Source organism: Sinorhizobium glycinis (assembly GCF_001651865.1).
In the GTDB taxonomy this organism is placed as follows: Bacteria; Pseudomonadota; Alphaproteobacteria; order Rhizobiales; family Rhizobiaceae; genus Sinorhizobium; species Sinorhizobium glycinis.
In genome coordinates, this window is record NZ_LPUX01000068.1 from 1 (window position 1) to 15,273 (window position 15,273).

Here is a 15,273-nt window from a genome sequence, read left to right on the forward strand (position 1 = left end):
TCCGGGTCGGCGCCGGAAAGCGTGAAGTCGTCGGTATGGCAGATGCCGGTGGCCTTGACCTCGACCAGCACCTCGCCGGCCCTGGGGCCCTCGAGCTGAACGGTCATCACCTCCAAAGGCTTGCCGGCCTGAACGGCTACGGCGGCACGTACATCCATCTTTCTTCTCCCTCGAAAAATCGCAACTGTTCGACAATCGCGCTGCAATCGTCCATACAACGACATGCGACGCGCGTAAGCTGAAAATGCATGACTTATCGGATATTCTCCTCGACCCGTTCAAGCTCGCTCTCGAGCGCGGCGATGGCTTCTCCGGTTTGCTCGTGGAGGCTTTTGACGAGCTCGAGTTGCTCGCGAAGCGCGGCATGGGAGGGGGCAGGGTTCTCGTCGGGGGCGCGGCCGATTCCGGCAATCAGCCAGGCTGGCGTGACGCCAAGCACGCTGGCGAGCATGAAGAGCCGGTTTGTGCGAGGCTCGGCCCGGTCACGTTCCCAGGCGGATATGGTCTCGCTGCGCACTCCGACCCTGATCGCCAGTTCCTTGATCGAAAGCTTTGCCGCGTCGCGCGCTCTCCAGATACGACCGCCCAGCGTGTCGCCGTCTCCTGTCTGACGCAGTCGTGCGATCACGGTTTCGGTGGATAGGCGCATGGTTCGCTCTCCTCTTCACCTGACATCCTCGACGGCCCGCGCGGTGCCGCAATGTCTTGGCTTCGCCGGCGGGGCGAAGGTGAGCCGAGCTTATAGGCATTGCCTCGCAGGCGGAGCACTCCGAAGCGTCATAAACACGGCCAAATGCGGCTCGCTCGCTTTGTTGCCAATGTGCTCAGCCCGGCGTTGAAACCGCGATGAAAAGAGTTAGGTTCAGGACCGAACTTCAGCATCGGATTGGAAATCGCCCGTGAACGGATTCGCACAAACGGCCGTGGCCCCCCGCAGTGCAGTGATGCAAGGTGTAACGATCATGCTGTTCGCCATGCTCATCCTGCCCTGCATGGATGCCATCGCGAAATATATGGCGGTCCATGAAGGCATGTCGCCCGGGCAGGTGACCTTTTACCGCTTCTTCTTTCAGCTCGTCTCGGTCGTTCCGCTGCTCCTGACAGCCGGCGGATTGCGGGCGATCTATCCGAAGCGGCTTTGGCCGAACCTGCTGCGCGGCGTGCTGCTTGCCGCGGCCGCCCTGTTGTTCTTCGTTTCCGTGAAATACATGCCGCTCGCCGATGCGTTTGCCATCTATTTCGTCGAGCCCTTCATCCTGACGTGCCTTTCGGCACTGATCCTGCGAGAAAAAGTCGGCTGGCGCCGGTGGACTGCTATCGCCGTTGGATTCGGCGGCGCGATGATCGTCATTCAGCCGAGCTTCGCCATCTTCGGTTTGACGGCGCTGCTGCCGATGGCCTGCGCTTTTCTGTTCGCCTGTTATCTCTTCCTCAACCGCGCGGTGGGCAGCGCCGATTCGCCGCTCGCCATGCAGACGGTTGCCGGCGTCGGCGGTACACTCTTCATGATGGCCGTCATCGCAGTCGGCAACGGGTTTGGCGCGGTCGATTTCCAGCCATCGCTGCCGGGATCGACTCTGGGCTGGATACTCGTGATCGCCTTGGGGACGATTTCGGGTTACGGCCATCTCCTTGTCGTGAAGGCATTCCGCCTGGCGTCGCTGTCGTTGTTGGCGCCGTTCCACTATTTCGAGATCGTCTCGGCGACGGCACTCGGCTATCTGGTCTTCGGCGATTTTCCGACGCCTTCGAGATGGTTCGGCATTATGATCATCGTCGGCTCCGGGCTTTTCATCATCTGGCGTGAGAGAGGCAAGCGGAGCCCGGATTAAGCGGGTTCCAGTTATTCACGCCCCCGCAGCGCCGTGCGACTTTCCAGACGCACAAAGGACGCTGCTGCACCTGGAATCGCTGCATGTTCTTACCCTAACCGGCTACGATTTAAGGAAACATGCAGTCGTCGGTGCGCGTCGCGCCGAAAACCGTTTCGAACGCTTCCCTGATCCGTATATCCACATCGGACATCATCACCGGCAGGCCCAGATCGACAAGGCTGGTGACGCCATAGTCCCGAATGCCGCAGGGCACGATGCCGGCGAAATGGTCGAGATCCGGATCGACGTTCAGCGAGAAGCCGTGGAAGCTCACCCATTTCCGGAGCCGGATGCCGATGGCGGCGATCTTGTCCTCGGCCATGGATCCGTCGACGAGCGGCGGCCTTTCCGGCCGGCGCACCCAGACGCCGACGCGGTCTTCCCGGCGCTCGCCCTTGATGTTCATCGAATCGAGCGTCGCGATGACGACGCTTTCGAGGGCGGCGACGAAACCGCGAACGTCCTGACGGCGCCGCTTCAGATCGAGCATCACGTAGACGACCCGCTGTCCGGGGCCGTGATAGGTGTATTCGCCGCCGCGACCGGTCGCAAACACCGGGAAACGTCCGGGCATAACCAGGTCGGTTTCATTCGCGCTCGTGCCGGCCGTGTAGAGGGGCGGGTGCTCGACCAGCCAGACCAGTTCGTCGGCGGTGCCGTCCGCAATGGCGGCGGCCTCCCGCTCCATCGTTTCGACGGCCTGTGGATAATCGACGAGGGAAGGGGCGATGCGCCAGCGCACCGGTGGCGATTCCGGCGGCGCAAACATGGTCTGGCTGAGGTTCTCACGTTGCATGGGAAGCCTGCATTGATGAATTTTCCGGCCTGTACATGGGCCCGCGCGCGGTCAGAGTCCAGCGTTTCCAGCGCTTCGGCGAGGGGGCGTGGAAATAGTTCCATTTCCCATCAAATTTCTGTCGTCATACCCTTGTGCACCCCGAATCCTTTTGCTACATGCAGCCCCGCCGACGCAATCGGCACCTACCACGATGCGGTCGTGGCGGAATTGGTAGACGCGCAGCGTTGAGGTCGCTGTGGGGCAACCCGTGGAAGTTCGAGTCTTCTCGACCGCACCAAGCCGACTATTCGGCGCTGATTTTACTTGTTTTTTTCGATTGTTGACAACTTTGCGGGCCCGCCTTGGGCCACATCTTGTGGCCCAGTACGCACGCAACTTTGGCCTCGTCTCCACAAGATTCCCCGCAGGTGCGAAAAGAGCGCGAAACGGCCACTTCTTGAGCCTTCGTCAAAATGTTCCTCCTTTCTTTCAAGGAGTGCTTCCTTTGCCCCCGGCGGAACCCCGCCGCCAGATTACGAGTCTCCATCCGCCGCGCTGCCTCCAGAGCCAGACGCCGATCGGTCTGATATTAGACACTTGATCGGGTCCTTGTTTGACAAGCTGACAGCGGTTGCGAGAGTAGCGATTGTCCAGGAAAGGTTAACGTGTCGCGTCCCCTCGACCCGGCTCCCTCGCATGTCCCGCCAACTGCTTCAGTTGCCCGGCTTATCCGCACTGCAATGCTGCTGGATGAAGTCCGACAGGAAGGTTGAAGCGTAGACGCACCTCCGATGCACAGCGATCGCCTGAGGCACTTTCGAGAATGTCCCCTCAATAACGCGGAAACCTGGATTCTCTTCGCAGAAACGTGACAGGGACTCGGTCAAGCCCGCAGCCGCATCGCACTGGGAGGATACAAGCATGTCCAGGGCGGAGACGGGACTTTCGGTATGGAGGAGGATTGCATTTCTAATCTGTCGCTCAAGCTGCTTTGTATACGCAGCGGTTCTGGCGGCGGCGATGCGCACCCCTTCGGCGTCGACATGCTCGACTCTGCCCAGCGGGCTACTGTCTGACACCAGAAAGCTGGCGGTCACCGTGGTATACGGGGGCGAGAAGGAGAACCTGCCGGCACGTGACGGATCGGAAGCAATGAATGCAACGTCCCACTCGTTGCCTTCGGCAGCCGCGAGAATATCAGCGGCCGATCCGTATCGAACCAGCGACAAACCGCAGTCGAGTTCTGCCGCAAGTGCGATCGCGATCTGCGCGCTCGGCCCTGTTAGAGAGCCTGTCACTGGATCGAGTTGGACAAGTGCGGCATTCGACATGTTGACCGCCGCTCTGATGACTCCCGTCGGTGCGATTTCAGTGAGGAGTTCATCACGTTCCGGCATCGCGGTCACGCTCCCTGCGAAGCAAATCGTGCCGCTAGTGCTTCCGATCCCCGTGCCAGAACGGCGACATCGACACCAACGGCAGTAAATAGTGTTCCCAGCGAGATGCACCGTGCCGCGAACTTCTCATCCGGGGTAAGAATGCCCGCAGGCTTGCCCAACGCTTTCAGGCGTTCAATCGCGTCGACAATTGCATCGACCACCTCCGGGTGGCTCGGTTGGCCCCTGTGTCCGAAACTCGCTGCCAGGTCTGCCGGTCCTACGAATACCCCATCCACTCCCTCCACCGACGCAATCGACTCGAGGTTGCCGAGTGCTTCCCGCGTCTCAACTTGCAGCAACAGGCAAATTTCCCGTTCCGCATTTTGCGCATAGTTCGCAACTCGGCCGAAACGAGTTGCGCGCGTCAGGGCAGAAACACCACGAATTCCATCCGGAGGGTATCGCACCGCCGCGACTGCGGCTTTCGCCTCTTCCGCGTTCTGAATGTAGGGAATGAGCAGTGTCTGAACGCCAATATCCAGGAAACGCTTGATAAGAACGGGGTCGTTGATGGCCGGACGGACGACTGGGGAAACGTCGTATGGTGCGACCGCTTGCAATTGTGGCAGGACGGTCAGAACGTCACCCGGAGAATGTTCCGTGTCGAACAGGAGCCAATCGAAACCTGAAGGCGCGACGATTTCCGCGGCGTAGTTTCCCGGCAAGCCACACCACAGGCCGATCTGACTTTGACCAGAAAGAAGCTTCTGCTTGAAGCGGTTGACAGGATGTTCCATTTAGCACCTCACACAAACGACACGCCGATGGAGCCAACAGGGCCATAGTCGGCCTGAATGACATCACCTTTAGCGATATCGACAGGACGCGTGAAGGAGCCGGCCAGGACTATTTGTCCCTTCTTCAGGCCACCGCCCACAGCATGAAGTTTGTTGACCAGCCACGCGATGCCGGCTGCCGGATGTCCCATGATCGCCGCCGACACGCCCGACTCCTCGATGATGCCGTTCTTGGAGAGAGTCGCTCCGACCCAACGGATATCAATGTCCATCGGGCGAATTATACGGCCGCCAACGACGAGGGCGCCGAAAGCTGCGTTGTCCGCAATGGTGTCGGTGATCGCTCGAGGGACTTCGGTCCGGTAGTCGATAATCTCGAGGGCCGGGACAACGAACTCGGTCGCACGCATGACATCATAGATCCTGGTGCCGGGCCCGACGAGATCCTCACCCATAACAAAGGCCAGCTCGACCTCGAGGCGCGGCTTGATAAACAAGTCAGCCTTGATCTGCGCTCCGTCGTTGTAAAGCGCATCGTCAAGAATGCAGCCGTAGTCCGGCTCCGTCATCTTCGAAGCCATCTGCATTGCGCGTGACGTCAGGCCGATCTTATGCCCGACGATCCGTGCGCCCTTGGCTACCCTCGCCTCTGCCCACAAAGCCTGAATCCGGTAAGCGTCCTCAAGTTCGAGGTTCGGGTAGGTCTCGCTGGGCTGTATGATCGGCTTGCGCTCGATTTCAGCTTTGAGCAGCGCGTCTGCCGCGGCCCGGCGTTCTTCTTCGGTGATCATATCGTTTGCCCTGCTGATCGTGATTTATTTGATCGGGGGACGCGGCAAAACGGCTTCGCCGGGCTCCATGACATAGGTGTAGTCGAGCGAGAACCACGGACCAGGAATATCCGTTTCGGACGGATGGGGCTCCTCATGGCGAATGAAGTCGCCGGTCAGCGCTGCCGTGACACCGAACTGAACATCCGAGTCGATGTTCGGGTCGCTGGGGTCGAAGACCTGGGAAATCAGCGTCTTGTATCCGTGCTTGAAGATCAGTGCATGCAGGTGCGCCGGTCGGTACGGATGGCGTCCCTGGGCTTTGAGCAGGCGTCCGACCACGCCATCGACCGGTATGGGATACCCGACCATCTTGACTGTCCTGAACCAGAACCGACCTTGCTCGTCGGTCATGAATTTGCCGCGCAAGTTCATCTCGGCCTGGTCCGGGTCCTGGTTTTCGTAAAGACCGACGGGAGATGCATGCCACACATCCACTTCGGCGCCGGCAATTGGCTTACCGTCGCGGTCAACGACCTTGGCATGCACGAACAAGGGAGTGCCCGGCGTCTCGGATCGGATGATCGACCCGCCATTTTCGACTCGCGGAGAGTTGAGGCGCCAGAATGGGCCCAACAGCGACTGGGAGGTCTCAGTCTGTCCTCTGTCGCCGTTGTTCAGCAGGCAGACAAGTGAAGACACGCCAAGAGAACCGGCCATCAGCACAAACTCGTTGTGGTGATCAGTATGCAGCTTCCCGATCTCATTCAGCACGGCTGTCGCCTCCCGAAACTCGACCTCCGTCAGTCGAACCTCGCGCACGAAAGCATGAAGATGCTTGACCGTCGCGACGAGGATTTCTCGCAGGCGGGGGTCTTCAGTGCGATTCATCACAGCGAGGACGGCTGGCGTCAGATCGCTTTCCGTTTTGACCACCATGTGGGTTACCTCCCGATTTCCCCGACTATCAAAATAATCGATTATCTGTCAAGGCCGCCGTACATTCTCGCGGCGCCAATAACCCAAAAAAACAGGAGGACGGCACGAAACGCTTTGAATAAATTGCGTATTGTTGGCGAAGAGGAAGCTGAGGCTTAACTTTGTGCAGATTCCAGCGCCCTCAAGTTGACACGAATAATCGTTTATTGTATCGATCATCGACAATTAGTTCGGGGAGAGCCTTGGGAGGAACAATGGTACCGGATGACGACGGCGCATTTGCTCCGACGACAGAAGATGCCCCATCGTCTTCTGGCTTTCTCGATGACGGCAAGAACACAATCGGGAGCCAGCTTGCATCCCGTCTTCGTGAGGCGATCATTTCCGGCGAGCTTCAGGCCGGCAGCAAGATCAATCTCGACAAGGCGCGCAAGACGTTCAACGTAAGCCTCAGTCCGCTGCGTGAAGGGTTGGCGCGGCTGATATCGGACGGTCTGGTGGAGTTCGAGGACAATCGCGGCTACCGCGTTTCGTCAATTTCATTGGCCAACCTGGAAGAGATCACCACCCTGCGCGAAGAGTTTGAAGTCTTTGCGCTTCGCGAGTCCATGCGGCTCGGCGATGTGGAGTGGGAGGGCAACGTCATGCGCGCGCTGCATCGCCTTAACCGCACCGAGCGCGACGCGGCTCGGCCGGAGACACTGGAGCGCTGGGAAGAGCTCCACCGCGAATTTCATCTGACACTCATCTCTGGATGCGGGAAGCCGATCCTGCTCCATTTCTGCAGGCTGCTTCTCAATCTCAACGACCGTTATCGCCGGGTGTTTTTGACCCGCACGTCGGGGGACCGCAACGTCAGCCAGGAGCACAGTGAGATTGCTCAGGGAGCCGTCGCGCGGGATCTGGACTATGCGTGCGATATGTTGCGTCAGCATATCCACCGCACGGGAACCAATCTGCGCAAACACCTCGCGACAAAGGGGATCTTGTGATGACCGTCGCGACGCCAAGACCGGGGCTTCAGCTGGGCGTGGCGCATTTTTCATCCATCGCGCTGCCGCCAAAGGAATTCGCCGTGATGGCTGCTCGGGCGGGTTTTGCGTCGATCGGTCTGCGTCTGCACCCCGCCTTTCCCGGGGCCCCTTTTTACGAGTTGCCGGTGGGCAGCCGGAGTGCCCAGGAGTTCCAGACAGTTGCCGATGGCGAAGGCATCAAGGTGTTCGATATCGAGTTCTTCGTGATCGACGAGAGCTTCGTTGCGGCCTCCCATGAGGCGACCGTGGCAGCCGCTGCGAACATAGGGGCGCGCCGGCTGAGTGTTTGCGGCGATGATCGAGACGGCGGCCGTCTTGCCACAAACTTTTCTGAGTTTTGCGCCCTCGCGGCGCGATATGGAATGTCGGTCGACATCGAAAACATGGGCTGGCGGACGGTAAGGACCTTTCGCGACAGCGTAGCGGTCGTGAAAGCCTGTGGAGCAGAGAACGCCGGTGCCCTCGTTGACGGGATTCACTTCTTCCGAAACGGCGCCTCGATCGACGAGCTTCGTGCAAATGCAGGGAAGGTAAAACACGTCCAGCTTTGCGACGTCCGCGGGCCTGCTCCCAAAACATCGGACGCAATGATCGCCGAGGCGAGAAGCGGCAGGCTCGCTCCTGGAGAAGGCGAATTGCCATTGAAGGACCTCTGCGCGGCAACCGAATACGGCGCTGCTATCTCGGTTGAAGTGCCACTCGTCGGGCCGGTGGACCCGGAGGCACATCTAAAACATCTGCATGACAGCGCACTGGGGATTTTGAAACCGGATCAGTGATCTGGCGCCGGCGCGGCGTAGGCCAGTCGGAGGGAGGAAGTCTTACATGACTTATGGGTTTGATTTCGGTGCGGTCCTCGACCGCGCCCCGGAATTGCTATGGGGTTCGCTTGGAACGCTCGGCCTTGCGTTGGCTGGGATGCTCCTCGCACTCGTCATCGGAATCGTGGGCGTTGTTGCAAGGACTTCCAAGAGCGAGATCACGCGCACTCCCGTGATCGTCTTCGTCGAGGTCGTGCGTAATACGCCATTCCTCGTGCAGATCTTCTTCATATATTTTGCCCTTCCTCTCATGGGCATACGCCTCAATCCGACCGTCACGGCGATCATGGCCCTCGGCATCAATGGCGGGGCCTACGCAATCGAGATCATCCGAGGCGGGGTCGAGAGCGTGTCGCGCGGCCAGATCGAGGCAGGTTTCGCACTTGGTCTGCACAAGGCGGACGTCTTCCGGCTCATCGTGCTCAAGCCGGCGCTGCGGGCGATTTATCCCTCGCTCACAAGCCAGTTCATCATGCTGACACTGACAACGTCTGTCTGCACGTCAATCGCCGCCTACGAACTGACCTCGGCCGCTCAGCGCATTGAGTCCGACACCTTCCGCAGCTTCGAAGTCTATTTCACCGTCACCGCTATCTACCTGGTTATCTCGACGCTGATGATGGGCCTCTTTGCCCTCATTTCTCGCCACTACTTCAACTACCCGACGCGATAGGAGGCAGCCATGGGTCCCATCGGCGAAAATGAATTCTTCTTTTTGATGCAGGGTTTGAAGTGGACCGTGCTGCTCGCGATCGTAGGGTTCATCGGTGGGGGGATATTCGGTATCCTGATCGCGCTGCTGCGCACCTCGAAGACGAAAGTCGCCCGGAGGATCACCGCAGGATATATCGGCGTCTTCCAGGGCACGCCCCTTCTGATGCAGCTCTTTGTTGTCTATTACGGCGTTGCGCTGTTGGGCATCGAGGTCAACGCGTGGATCGCGGTCGCAATCGCCTTCACGCTCCATGCCAGTGCTTTCCTGGGCGAGATCTGGCGCGGCTCCATCGAGGCTGTGCCGAAGGGCCAGACGGAAGCCGCCAACGCCCTCGGTCTGCATTATGTCTCGCGGATGAAAGACGTCATCCTGCCGCAGGCCCTGAAAATCTCGATGCCGGCCACGATCGGCTTCCTTGTCCAGCTCATCAAGGGCACGTCGCTGGCAGCAATCGTCGGCTTCATTGAACTCACTCGCGCCGGCCAGATCATTTCAAACCAGACCTATCGTCCGCTGCTCGTCTTCGGGATCGTCGGCGCAATCTACTTCATCATTTGCTGGCCGCTCTCCCATGCCGGAAGTGGCCTCGAAAAACGGATGGCGAAAGCTGTCCGCTAACCGCTTCGCTCGAAGCAAAACTCTTGAGGAGGAGAACAAGCATGCATAACAATCGTAGGAATTTTCTCGGACTTGCACTGGCAACCGTTGCCTTCGCAACCATTGGCGCTGCCGCCGCCTCTGCGGCAAGTGTGGAGGAAATCAAGGCAAAGGGCACGCTTGTGGTCGGCATCCAGGGCGACAATGCGCCATGGGGGTTCGTCAACACAAGCGGCGTTCAGGACGGCTTCGACGCTGACGTCGCCAACCTTTTTGCCAAGGAATTGGGCGTGAAGGTTCAATTCCAGCCGCTCGCCGTCGCCAACCGAATTCCGGCGCTTACCACCGGCAAGGTCGACATCCTGTTCGCAACGATGGCGATGACGGAAGAACGCGCGAAATCAATTCAATACAGCAAGCCCTACGCCGCCAACACGATTTCGCTTTATGCCGCGAAGTCCGACACGGTTGCGAAGCCTGAAGACGTTGCGGGATGGGAGATCGGCGTTCCGAAGTCCAGTTCGCAGGATAAGGCAGTAACGGACGCCGTCGGATCCACCGCAACGGTTCGCCGCTTTGATGACGACGCTGCAACCATCCAGGCTCTGATCTCCGGACAGGTAAAGGCGGTAGGCGGCAATCAGTTCTATGGTCAGCGTGTGGATGCGGCGAGTGCCGGCACCTATGAGCGCAAGATTAACTTTCTGACGACGTACAACGGCTTCGGGACCCGGCTCGGCGAGAAGGACTGGAACGAAGCCGCCAACGCCTTCATCGACAAGATCAAGACCAATGGTGAGCTTGCCGCCATCACGAAGAAGTGGATGGCGATCGATCTGCCGCAGTTCCCGGAATCCATTCCGAACATTCCGTTCACCGTCAATTAGAGCGCGTGTCGATCTGACTGGATCAGATCGGCGCTCTAACGCTTTCTTTCTGACGCATGATCTTATCGATCCTCGTTTCACTCCGGTCGGATCATGCTCTAAAGCCCAAATGGAGGGTTCCGTGCTCAATTCCGCAAAAGATCAACCGACGCTGATTTCCCTTGAGGACGTGCAGAAGTGGTACGGCGCTTTCCATGCCTTGAAATCCATCAGTCTGTCGGTCCGCAAAGGCGAAAAAATCGTCCTCTGCGGGCCGTCAGGCTCCGGGAAATCAACGTTAATCCGCTGCATCAATGCCCTCGAAACGATCGAGGACGGCAAGATCGTCGTCGAGGGTCAGGTACTGGACGGAAGCACCAAATCCATCGATGCGATACGTCGCGAAGTGGGAATGGTCTTCCAGAGCTTCAATCTCTTCCCCCACATGACCGTACTTCAGAACTGTACACTCGCCCCGATGCGTGTTCGAGGCACAAGCCACACTGACGCAGAGCGACTGGCTCGAAAATATCTCGAGCGGGTGCGAATCCTTGACCAGGCGGAAAAGTATCCGGCACAGCTATCCGGCGGGCAACAACAACGCGTTGCCATCGCTCGCGCGCTCTGCATGGAGCCGAAGGTCATGCTCTTCGACGAACCGACGTCTGCCCTCGACCCTGAAATGGTGAAGGAGGTGCTCGACACCATGATCGGGCTCGCCCGTGACGGCATGACGATGATCTGTGTCACGCACGAAATGGGCTTTGCCCGTCAGGTCGCTGATCGCGTCATCTTCATGGCTTCCGGAGAAATCGTCGAAGAGGCCGAACCGGAGGTCTTCTTCAAGTCTCCCAAGCACCAACGCACGAAAACCTTCCTCGGCGAAATCCTGGCCCACCACTGACGTCCGAAAGCGATTCCAATGCATGACAAGAAATTCCTCGTGGGACTGATCGGGGCCGACATCCAAATGTCAAAGTCCCCGGCGCTCCACGAAACGGAGGCTAGACATCAGGGCCTCGATTACCGTTACGAGCTTCTCGACTTCACCGACCGAGGCCTTCCCGCCTCGGCGCTGCCGGACCTCCTAGACGAGCAGGAGCGACGGGGTTTTGCCGGGAGCAACATTACACATCCGTGCAAGCAGACGGTGATCGCCCACCTCAATCGCCTTTCCGAGGACGCGGAGATGCTCGGTGCGGTCAACACCGTGGTCTTTCGTGACGGCGAGAGGATCGGCCACAACACCGATTGGTACGGTTTCTACGAGAATTTCCAGCGCGGCCTTCCGGACGTCGCGAAGTCGCATGCCGTCCTGCTTGGCGCCGGCGGCGCCGGTGTCGCCGTGGCGCATGCCGCAATCAAGCTCGGTATTGAGACATTATCGATCTTTGACCAGGATTCGAAACGGGCAGAAACCTTGGCTGGGCAGTTGAACGATCGGTTCTCAAGGGGTTGTGCGCGTGCCACGACGGATGTCGGCAGCGCCCTGCGCTCCGCGGACGGCCTCATCCACGCGACGCCGACGGGTATGAAGAGCCATCCTGGTTTGCCGATCGACCCGGAATGGCTCCTGCCACGGCATTGGGTCGCCGACATCGTCTATATGCCGCTCGTCACAGAGCTCCTTGCCCTCGCCGAAAGAAAAGGTTGCCGGACCCTTCGTGGCGGCGGCATGACCGTCTACCAGGCAGCAGCAGCTTTCGAATTGTTCACCGGGATAGCACCGGACGCAGAGCGCATGTCCCTTCACTTTACGGACCTATGCCGCCTGTCGGCTTGATGGGGAGATCCCAAATGCCGCATATCATCATCGATTATAGTCGGGGCGCAGGCGAGCATGTAGCCATGGACCGGCTGACGCTGACCGTGCATCGCTGCGTTCGCGATGGCGGTCTTGTGAAACCTTCCGCCGTGCGCACGCTTGCGCGGGAGGCGACATACTCCTGCGTGGGCGATGAGCATGTCGATAATCATTTCATCCAAATCATCGTGCGGATGGCACCGGGTCGTACCGCAGAGACCAAGCAGAAGCTTCTCACTGCCGTTATCGACGCCGCGCGGACGATCGCCGCGCCTGCTCTCGAAGCGGGAAGGCTCGGCTTGCGCGCAGATCTCTACGAGTCGGACCCCGATTTTGCTGTTCAAGCAATCGCGTCCGTCTGACCAGGACGACGTGCTCAACAAGGACACTATGCTATGAGCCTGATCTACGTTCTCAATGGACCAAACCTCAATCTGCTTGGCAAACGCCAGCCGCATATCTACGGGCATGAAACGCTCGCAGACGTGGAGGCGGACTGCCGCAAGCTGGCAGCCGAACTCGGCCATGAAATCCGCTTTCATCAGAGCAACCGGGAACACGAGATCATCGATTGGATACATGAGGCGCGCGAGGACGGTGCGGGCATCGTCATCAATCCGGCGGCCTTCACCCACACCTCACTCGCCATCCTTGACGCTCTGAACACATTTGAAGGGCCTGTGATCGAAATCCACATCTCCAATGTGCACAAGCGCGAAAGCTTCCGACACCATTCGTTCGTTTCGCACCGTGCGGACGGTGTGATCTGCGGTCTTGGAACAGAAGGATACCAGCTTGGCATCCGGCGCGCGGCGACGATGATCAAGGCGGCTGGCAAGGGCTGAGGTGACCATGACCCAACGGGTTAATCTGGCCGTAGTTGGGGCAGGCCTCATCGGTAAGCGCCATATTCAGCACGTCCTGGCCGAGCCCTCGGCGCAACTCAGTGCCGTGGTCGATCCCGCGCCGGTTGGCGAGACCATTGCCAAGGAAGCCGGCGTGAAGTGGTTTCCAAACTTCGCGGACATGATTGCCGCAGACCGACCTGACGGGATCATCGTGGCTACTCCCAACCCGGCTCACGTCCAGAACGGGTTGGAAGCCGTTGAAGCCGGCGTTCCCGCACTCATCGAGAAGCCTATCGCCGACGACATTATATCCGGGGAAAAGCTGATCGCAGCGGCTGAGGCAAAAGGTGTTCCTCTATTGACCGGCCATCACCGCCGGCACAATCCGATGATGCAGAAGGTAAAGGAAATCATCGAAAGCGGGAAGCTCGGCCGCGTTCTTGTTGTCAACGCGATGTTCTGGCTATTCAAGCCTGACGACTACTTCGACATTTCGTGGCGTCGTGAGCGCGGTGCGGGGCCGGTTTTCCTCAATCTCATCCACGATGTCGATAATCTGCGCTACCTTTTGGGCGATGTGGCTGCGGTTCAGGCACGCGAGTCCAACGCGGTGCGCCGCAACGCAGTTGAGGAAACGGCTGTGATCCTGATCGAGTTCAAGAATGGAGTGTTGGGAACTGCGACAGTATCGGACGCGGTGGTCGCACCGTGGAGCTGGGAGATGACAAGCGGAGAGAATCCGGCTTACCCCAAAACCGAGCAATCCTGTTACATGATCGGAGGAACGCACGGGTCGCTGGCTGTTCCGTCGCTCGAGGTCTGGCGCAATCCTGGTAAACGGAGTTGGTGGGAACCATTTGACCAAACGCGTATCGAGGTCGACGACGAGGACCCGCTCGTTCTGCAGATCAGGCAATTCTGCAAGGTGATCCGCGGAGACGAACCGCCGCTTGTCAGCGGGCGTGAGGGGCTCGAAACCTTGAGGGTAATCGATGCGGTAAAACGCTCGGCGGCAACGGGAGAGCGTATCGAGTTGAACTGACGCCGAGTAATGTGACCGCCTGCTCGCTCTTCGCGTCTCCTTGCATCCGATGCGATGAGAACGCCGGCTCAACACCGACATTAGGCATCGCGCTGCTGGCGGAGGAAATCGTCGCCGCCGCTCTGTCTTCGCCGCAATCGACACGCGCCTGCTTAACGCGGAGCGAGTGACGCCCGCGTCCTGTTGGATGGATTACTTGACCTCAGTCACAGTCAACTTTCCATTGACGCGCTCGGCCACGAACTCGATGTTCGCGCCTTCCTTCAGCTTCTCCAGGATCGCGTCGTCCTGGACGCGGAACACCATGGTCATTGCGGGCATTTCGAGCGACTTCAGCTCCTCATGGATGAGCGTAACCTTCTTCGCCTTGGCGTCGACCTTCTTGACGCTGCCTTTGGTGAATTCGGCGGCGAGCGCGCCGTAGGCGGTGCCGAGGGCAAATGCAGCCGCGAGAGTCATCTTGATAAGGGTTTTCATGTCGTTCTCCTTTGCAGTGATTACTTTCCGGCGACCGTGACATCGCCATGCATACCGGCGTCGTAGTGGCCGGGCACCAGGCAGGCGATCTTGAACGTGCCGCCATTGGTGAACTTCCAGATGATCTCGCCGGATTCGCCTGCGGCGAGTCGGATGGCGTTCGGGTCGTCGTGCTCCATCTCCGGGAACTTCTCCATCACCGCCTTGTGCTCGGTGATCTTGTCTTCCTGATCGAGCACGAACTCGTGCTCGAGTTCGCCGGCGTTCCTGATCGCGAAGACGATGGTCTGGTCCTTTCGGACCTTGAAGGTCGACGGCGTGAAGATCATCTTGCCGTCGCCCGTCTCCTTCATGGTGACGCGGATCGTCTGGGTGGCCTTGGCTTTCTTGCCGGGTTCGCCGACCGCCATGGCCTCGCCGTGGCCGCCTGCGTGATTGCCGCCTGCGAGAGCGGGTGTGGCGAGCGCCGTCACCAGAAGTCCGAAGATTTGAGCTTTCATTGTGTGGTCCTTTGGTTGGTTGAAGATCAGCA

General features: G+C 59.2%; 19 protein-coding genes, 1 tRNA gene and 1 pseudogene. 12 read left to right on the forward strand and 9 right to left on the reverse strand.

From position 1 onward, the window contains the following. Both AU381_RS29980 and AU381_RS26415 read right to left on the reverse strand, forming a co-directional pair. A pseudogene (locus AU381_RS29980) lies at window positions 1–158 on the reverse strand (S-(hydroxymethyl)glutathione dehydrogenase); the annotation flags it as partial. A 95-nt stretch (window positions 159–253) separates the two neighbouring features. After that, entirely contained in the window at window positions 254–649 is a 396-nt protein-coding gene (locus AU381_RS26415; protein ID WP_064244569.1) for a helix-turn-helix domain-containing protein, read from the reverse strand. A gap of 295 nt (window positions 650–944) precedes the next feature. Between AU381_RS26415 and AU381_RS26420 the strand changes: the two genes are divergently transcribed. Then, a complete protein-coding gene (locus AU381_RS26420; protein WP_064244783.1) occupies window positions 945–1,832 on the forward strand; it encodes a DMT family transporter in 888 nt (295 codons plus the stop codon). Window positions 1,833–1,941: 109 nt separating this feature from the next. Here AU381_RS26420 and lipB read toward each other — a convergent pair whose 3' ends face one another. Beyond that, complete coding sequence (lipB, locus tag AU381_RS26425) at window positions 1,942–2,670, reverse strand: lipoyl(octanoyl) transferase LipB (RefSeq protein WP_064244570.1); 729 nt, start codon at window positions 2,668–2,670, stop codon at window positions 1,942–1,944. 195 nt (window positions 2,671–2,865) lie between these two features. Between lipB and AU381_RS26430 the strand changes: the two genes are divergently transcribed. After that, window positions 2,866–2,950 (forward strand) — tRNA-Leu (locus AU381_RS26430). Between the two features lie 415 nt (window positions 2,951–3,365). Here AU381_RS26430 and AU381_RS26435 read toward each other — a convergent pair. The 4 genes from AU381_RS26435 to AU381_RS26450 are packed head-to-tail and all read right to left on the reverse strand — an operon-like array spanning window position 3,366 to window position 6,537. Next, window positions 3,366–4,049, reverse strand: a complete 684-nt coding sequence (locus tag AU381_RS26435; RefSeq protein WP_064244784.1) for a transporter substrate-binding domain-containing protein — start codon at window positions 4,047–4,049, stop codon at window positions 3,366–3,368. Between the two features lie 5 nt (window positions 4,050–4,054). Next, window positions 4,055–4,828, reverse strand: coding sequence for a 4-hydroxy-2-oxoheptanedioate aldolase (gene hpaI / locus AU381_RS26440; RefSeq protein WP_064244571.1), 774 nt, complete (start codon window positions 4,826–4,828; stop codon window positions 4,055–4,057). An 8-nt stretch (window positions 4,829–4,836) separates the two neighbouring features. After that, window positions 4,837–5,619 carry a fumarylacetoacetate hydrolase family protein gene (locus AU381_RS26445; RefSeq protein WP_064244572.1) on the reverse strand — a complete coding sequence of 261 codons (783 nt, stop codon included), beginning with the start codon at window positions 5,617–5,619 and terminating at the stop codon, window positions 4,837–4,839. 24 nt (window positions 5,620–5,643) lie between these two features. Next, window positions 5,644–6,537 (reverse strand): intradiol ring-cleavage dioxygenase, encoded by an 894-nt coding sequence (locus tag AU381_RS26450; protein WP_064244573.1) that lies wholly within the window; start codon window positions 6,535–6,537, stop codon window positions 5,644–5,646. 254 nt (window positions 6,538–6,791) lie between these two features. Between AU381_RS26450 and AU381_RS26455 the strand changes: the two genes are divergently transcribed. The 10 genes from AU381_RS26455 to AU381_RS26500 all read left to right on the forward strand — a co-directional run bounded on the left by AU381_RS26455 (window position 6,792) and on the right by AU381_RS26500 (window position 14,264). Next, complete coding sequence (locus tag AU381_RS26455) at window positions 6,792–7,529, forward strand: GntR family transcriptional regulator (protein WP_034859584.1); 738 nt, start codon at window positions 6,792–6,794, stop codon at window positions 7,527–7,529. Further along, window positions 7,529–8,350 (forward strand): sugar phosphate isomerase/epimerase family protein, encoded by an 822-nt coding sequence (locus AU381_RS26460; protein WP_064244574.1) that lies wholly within the window; start codon window positions 7,529–7,531, stop codon window positions 8,348–8,350. The genes AU381_RS26455 and AU381_RS26460 overlap by 1 nt, the downstream gene beginning before the upstream one ends. A 46-nt stretch (window positions 8,351–8,396) precedes the next feature. Beyond that, window positions 8,397–9,065 carry an amino acid ABC transporter permease gene (locus AU381_RS26465; RefSeq protein ID WP_064244575.1) on the forward strand — a complete coding sequence of 223 codons (669 nt, stop codon included), beginning with the start codon at window positions 8,397–8,399 and terminating at the stop codon, window positions 9,063–9,065. A gap of 9 nt (window positions 9,066–9,074) precedes the next feature. Continuing rightward, window positions 9,075–9,725 carry an amino acid ABC transporter permease gene (locus tag AU381_RS26470; RefSeq protein WP_064244576.1) on the forward strand — a complete coding sequence of 217 codons (651 nt, stop codon included), beginning with the start codon at window positions 9,075–9,077 and terminating at the stop codon, window positions 9,723–9,725. 41 nt (window positions 9,726–9,766) lie between these two features. Beyond that, window positions 9,767–10,591, forward strand: coding sequence for a transporter substrate-binding domain-containing protein (locus AU381_RS26475; RefSeq protein WP_064244577.1), 825 nt, complete (start codon window positions 9,767–9,769; stop codon window positions 10,589–10,591). A 109-nt stretch (window positions 10,592–10,700) separates the two neighbouring features. Beyond that, window positions 10,701–11,474, forward strand: coding sequence for an amino acid ABC transporter ATP-binding protein (locus AU381_RS26480; RefSeq protein WP_064244578.1), 774 nt, complete (start codon window positions 10,701–10,703; stop codon window positions 11,472–11,474). Window positions 11,475–11,492: 18 nt separating this feature from the next. Beyond that, entirely contained in the window at window positions 11,493–12,353 is an 861-nt protein-coding gene (locus tag AU381_RS26485; RefSeq protein ID WP_064244579.1) for a shikimate dehydrogenase, read from the forward strand. A gap of 14 nt (window positions 12,354–12,367) precedes the next feature. Next, on the forward strand, window positions 12,368–12,736 hold the full coding sequence (locus AU381_RS26490; protein WP_064244580.1) for a 5-carboxymethyl-2-hydroxymuconate Delta-isomerase: 369 nt from the start codon (window positions 12,368–12,370) through the stop codon (window positions 12,734–12,736). A 33-nt stretch (window positions 12,737–12,769) separates the two neighbouring features. Further along, the gene (aroQ, locus tag AU381_RS26495; RefSeq protein WP_064244581.1) at window positions 12,770–13,219 is read left to right on the forward strand and encodes a type II 3-dehydroquinate dehydratase; all 450 of its coding nucleotides are present in this window, start codon (window positions 12,770–12,772) and stop codon (window positions 13,217–13,219) included. 7 nt (window positions 13,220–13,226) lie between these two features. Beyond that, window positions 13,227–14,264, forward strand: coding sequence for a Gfo/Idh/MocA family protein (locus AU381_RS26500; RefSeq protein WP_064244785.1), 1,038 nt, complete (start codon window positions 13,227–13,229; stop codon window positions 14,262–14,264). A 192-nt stretch (window positions 14,265–14,456) separates the two neighbouring features. Here the strand turns inward: AU381_RS26500 and AU381_RS26505 are convergent, their stop codons facing one another. Together AU381_RS26505 and AU381_RS26510 are read right to left on the reverse strand one after the other, a co-directional pair. Continuing rightward, window positions 14,457–14,741 carry a copper-binding protein gene (locus AU381_RS26505; protein WP_064244582.1) on the reverse strand — a complete coding sequence of 95 codons (285 nt, stop codon included), beginning with the start codon at window positions 14,739–14,741 and terminating at the stop codon, window positions 14,457–14,459. A 20-nt stretch (window positions 14,742–14,761) separates the two neighbouring features. Next, window positions 14,762–15,241 (reverse strand): cupredoxin domain-containing protein, encoded by a 480-nt coding sequence (locus tag AU381_RS26510; protein WP_064244786.1) that lies wholly within the window; start codon window positions 15,239–15,241, stop codon window positions 14,762–14,764. Window positions 15,242–15,273: the final 32 nt, after the last annotated feature.

Bases quoted from the DNA above. Each gene is read 5' to 3' on its own strand.
- AU381_RS26470 (WP_064244576.1), top strand. From the start codon at position 9,075: ATGGGTCCCATCGGCGAAAATGAATTCTTCTTTTTGATGCAGGGTTTG.
- AU381_RS26455 (WP_034859584.1), top strand. From the start codon at position 6,792: ATGGTACCGGATGACGACGGCGCATTTGCTCCGACGACAGAAGATGCC.
- AU381_RS26475 (WP_064244577.1), top strand. From the start codon at position 9,767: ATGCATAACAATCGTAGGAATTTTCTCGGACTTGCACTGGCAACCGTT.
- AU381_RS26510 (WP_064244786.1), bottom strand. From the start codon at position 15,241: ATGAAAGCTCAAATCTTCGGACTTCTGGTGACGGCGCTCGCCACACCC.
- AU381_RS26445 (WP_064244572.1), bottom strand. From the start codon at position 5,619: ATGATCACCGAAGAAGAACGCCGGGCCGCGGCAGACGCGCTGCTCAAA.
- hpaI (WP_064244571.1), bottom strand. From the start codon at position 4,828: ATGGAACATCCTGTCAACCGCTTCAAGCAGAAGCTTCTTTCTGGTCAA.
- AU381_RS26420 (WP_064244783.1), top strand. From the start codon at position 945: ATGCAAGGTGTAACGATCATGCTGTTCGCCATGCTCATCCTGCCCTGC.
- AU381_RS26460 (WP_064244574.1), top strand. From the start codon at position 7,529: ATGACCGTCGCGACGCCAAGACCGGGGCTTCAGCTGGGCGTGGCGCAT.
- AU381_RS26505 (WP_064244582.1), bottom strand. From the start codon at position 14,741: ATGAAAACCCTTATCAAGATGACTCTCGCGGCTGCATTTGCCCTCGGC.
- AU381_RS26490 (WP_064244580.1), top strand. From the start codon at position 12,368: ATGCCGCATATCATCATCGATTATAGTCGGGGCGCAGGCGAGCATGTA.
- AU381_RS26450 (WP_064244573.1), bottom strand. From the start codon at position 6,537: ATGGTGGTCAAAACGGAAAGCGATCTGACGCCAGCCGTCCTCGCTGTG.
- AU381_RS26485 (WP_064244579.1), top strand. From the start codon at position 11,493: ATGCATGACAAGAAATTCCTCGTGGGACTGATCGGGGCCGACATCCAA.
- AU381_RS26435 (WP_064244784.1), bottom strand. From the start codon at position 4,049: ATGCCGGAACGTGATGAACTCCTCACTGAAATCGCACCGACGGGAGTC.
- AU381_RS26465 (WP_064244575.1), top strand. From the start codon at position 8,397: ATGACTTATGGGTTTGATTTCGGTGCGGTCCTCGACCGCGCCCCGGAA.
- lipB (WP_064244570.1), bottom strand. From the start codon at position 2,670: ATGCAACGTGAGAACCTCAGCCAGACCATGTTTGCGCCGCCGGAATCG.
- AU381_RS26415 (WP_064244569.1), bottom strand. From the start codon at position 649: ATGCGCCTATCCACCGAAACCGTGATCGCACGACTGCGTCAGACAGGA.
- AU381_RS26480 (WP_064244578.1), top strand. From the start codon at position 10,701: ATGGAGGGTTCCGTGCTCAATTCCGCAAAAGATCAACCGACGCTGATT.
- AU381_RS26500 (WP_064244785.1), top strand. From the start codon at position 13,227: ATGACCCAACGGGTTAATCTGGCCGTAGTTGGGGCAGGCCTCATCGGT.
- aroQ (WP_064244581.1), top strand. From the start codon at position 12,770: ATGAGCCTGATCTACGTTCTCAATGGACCAAACCTCAATCTGCTTGGC.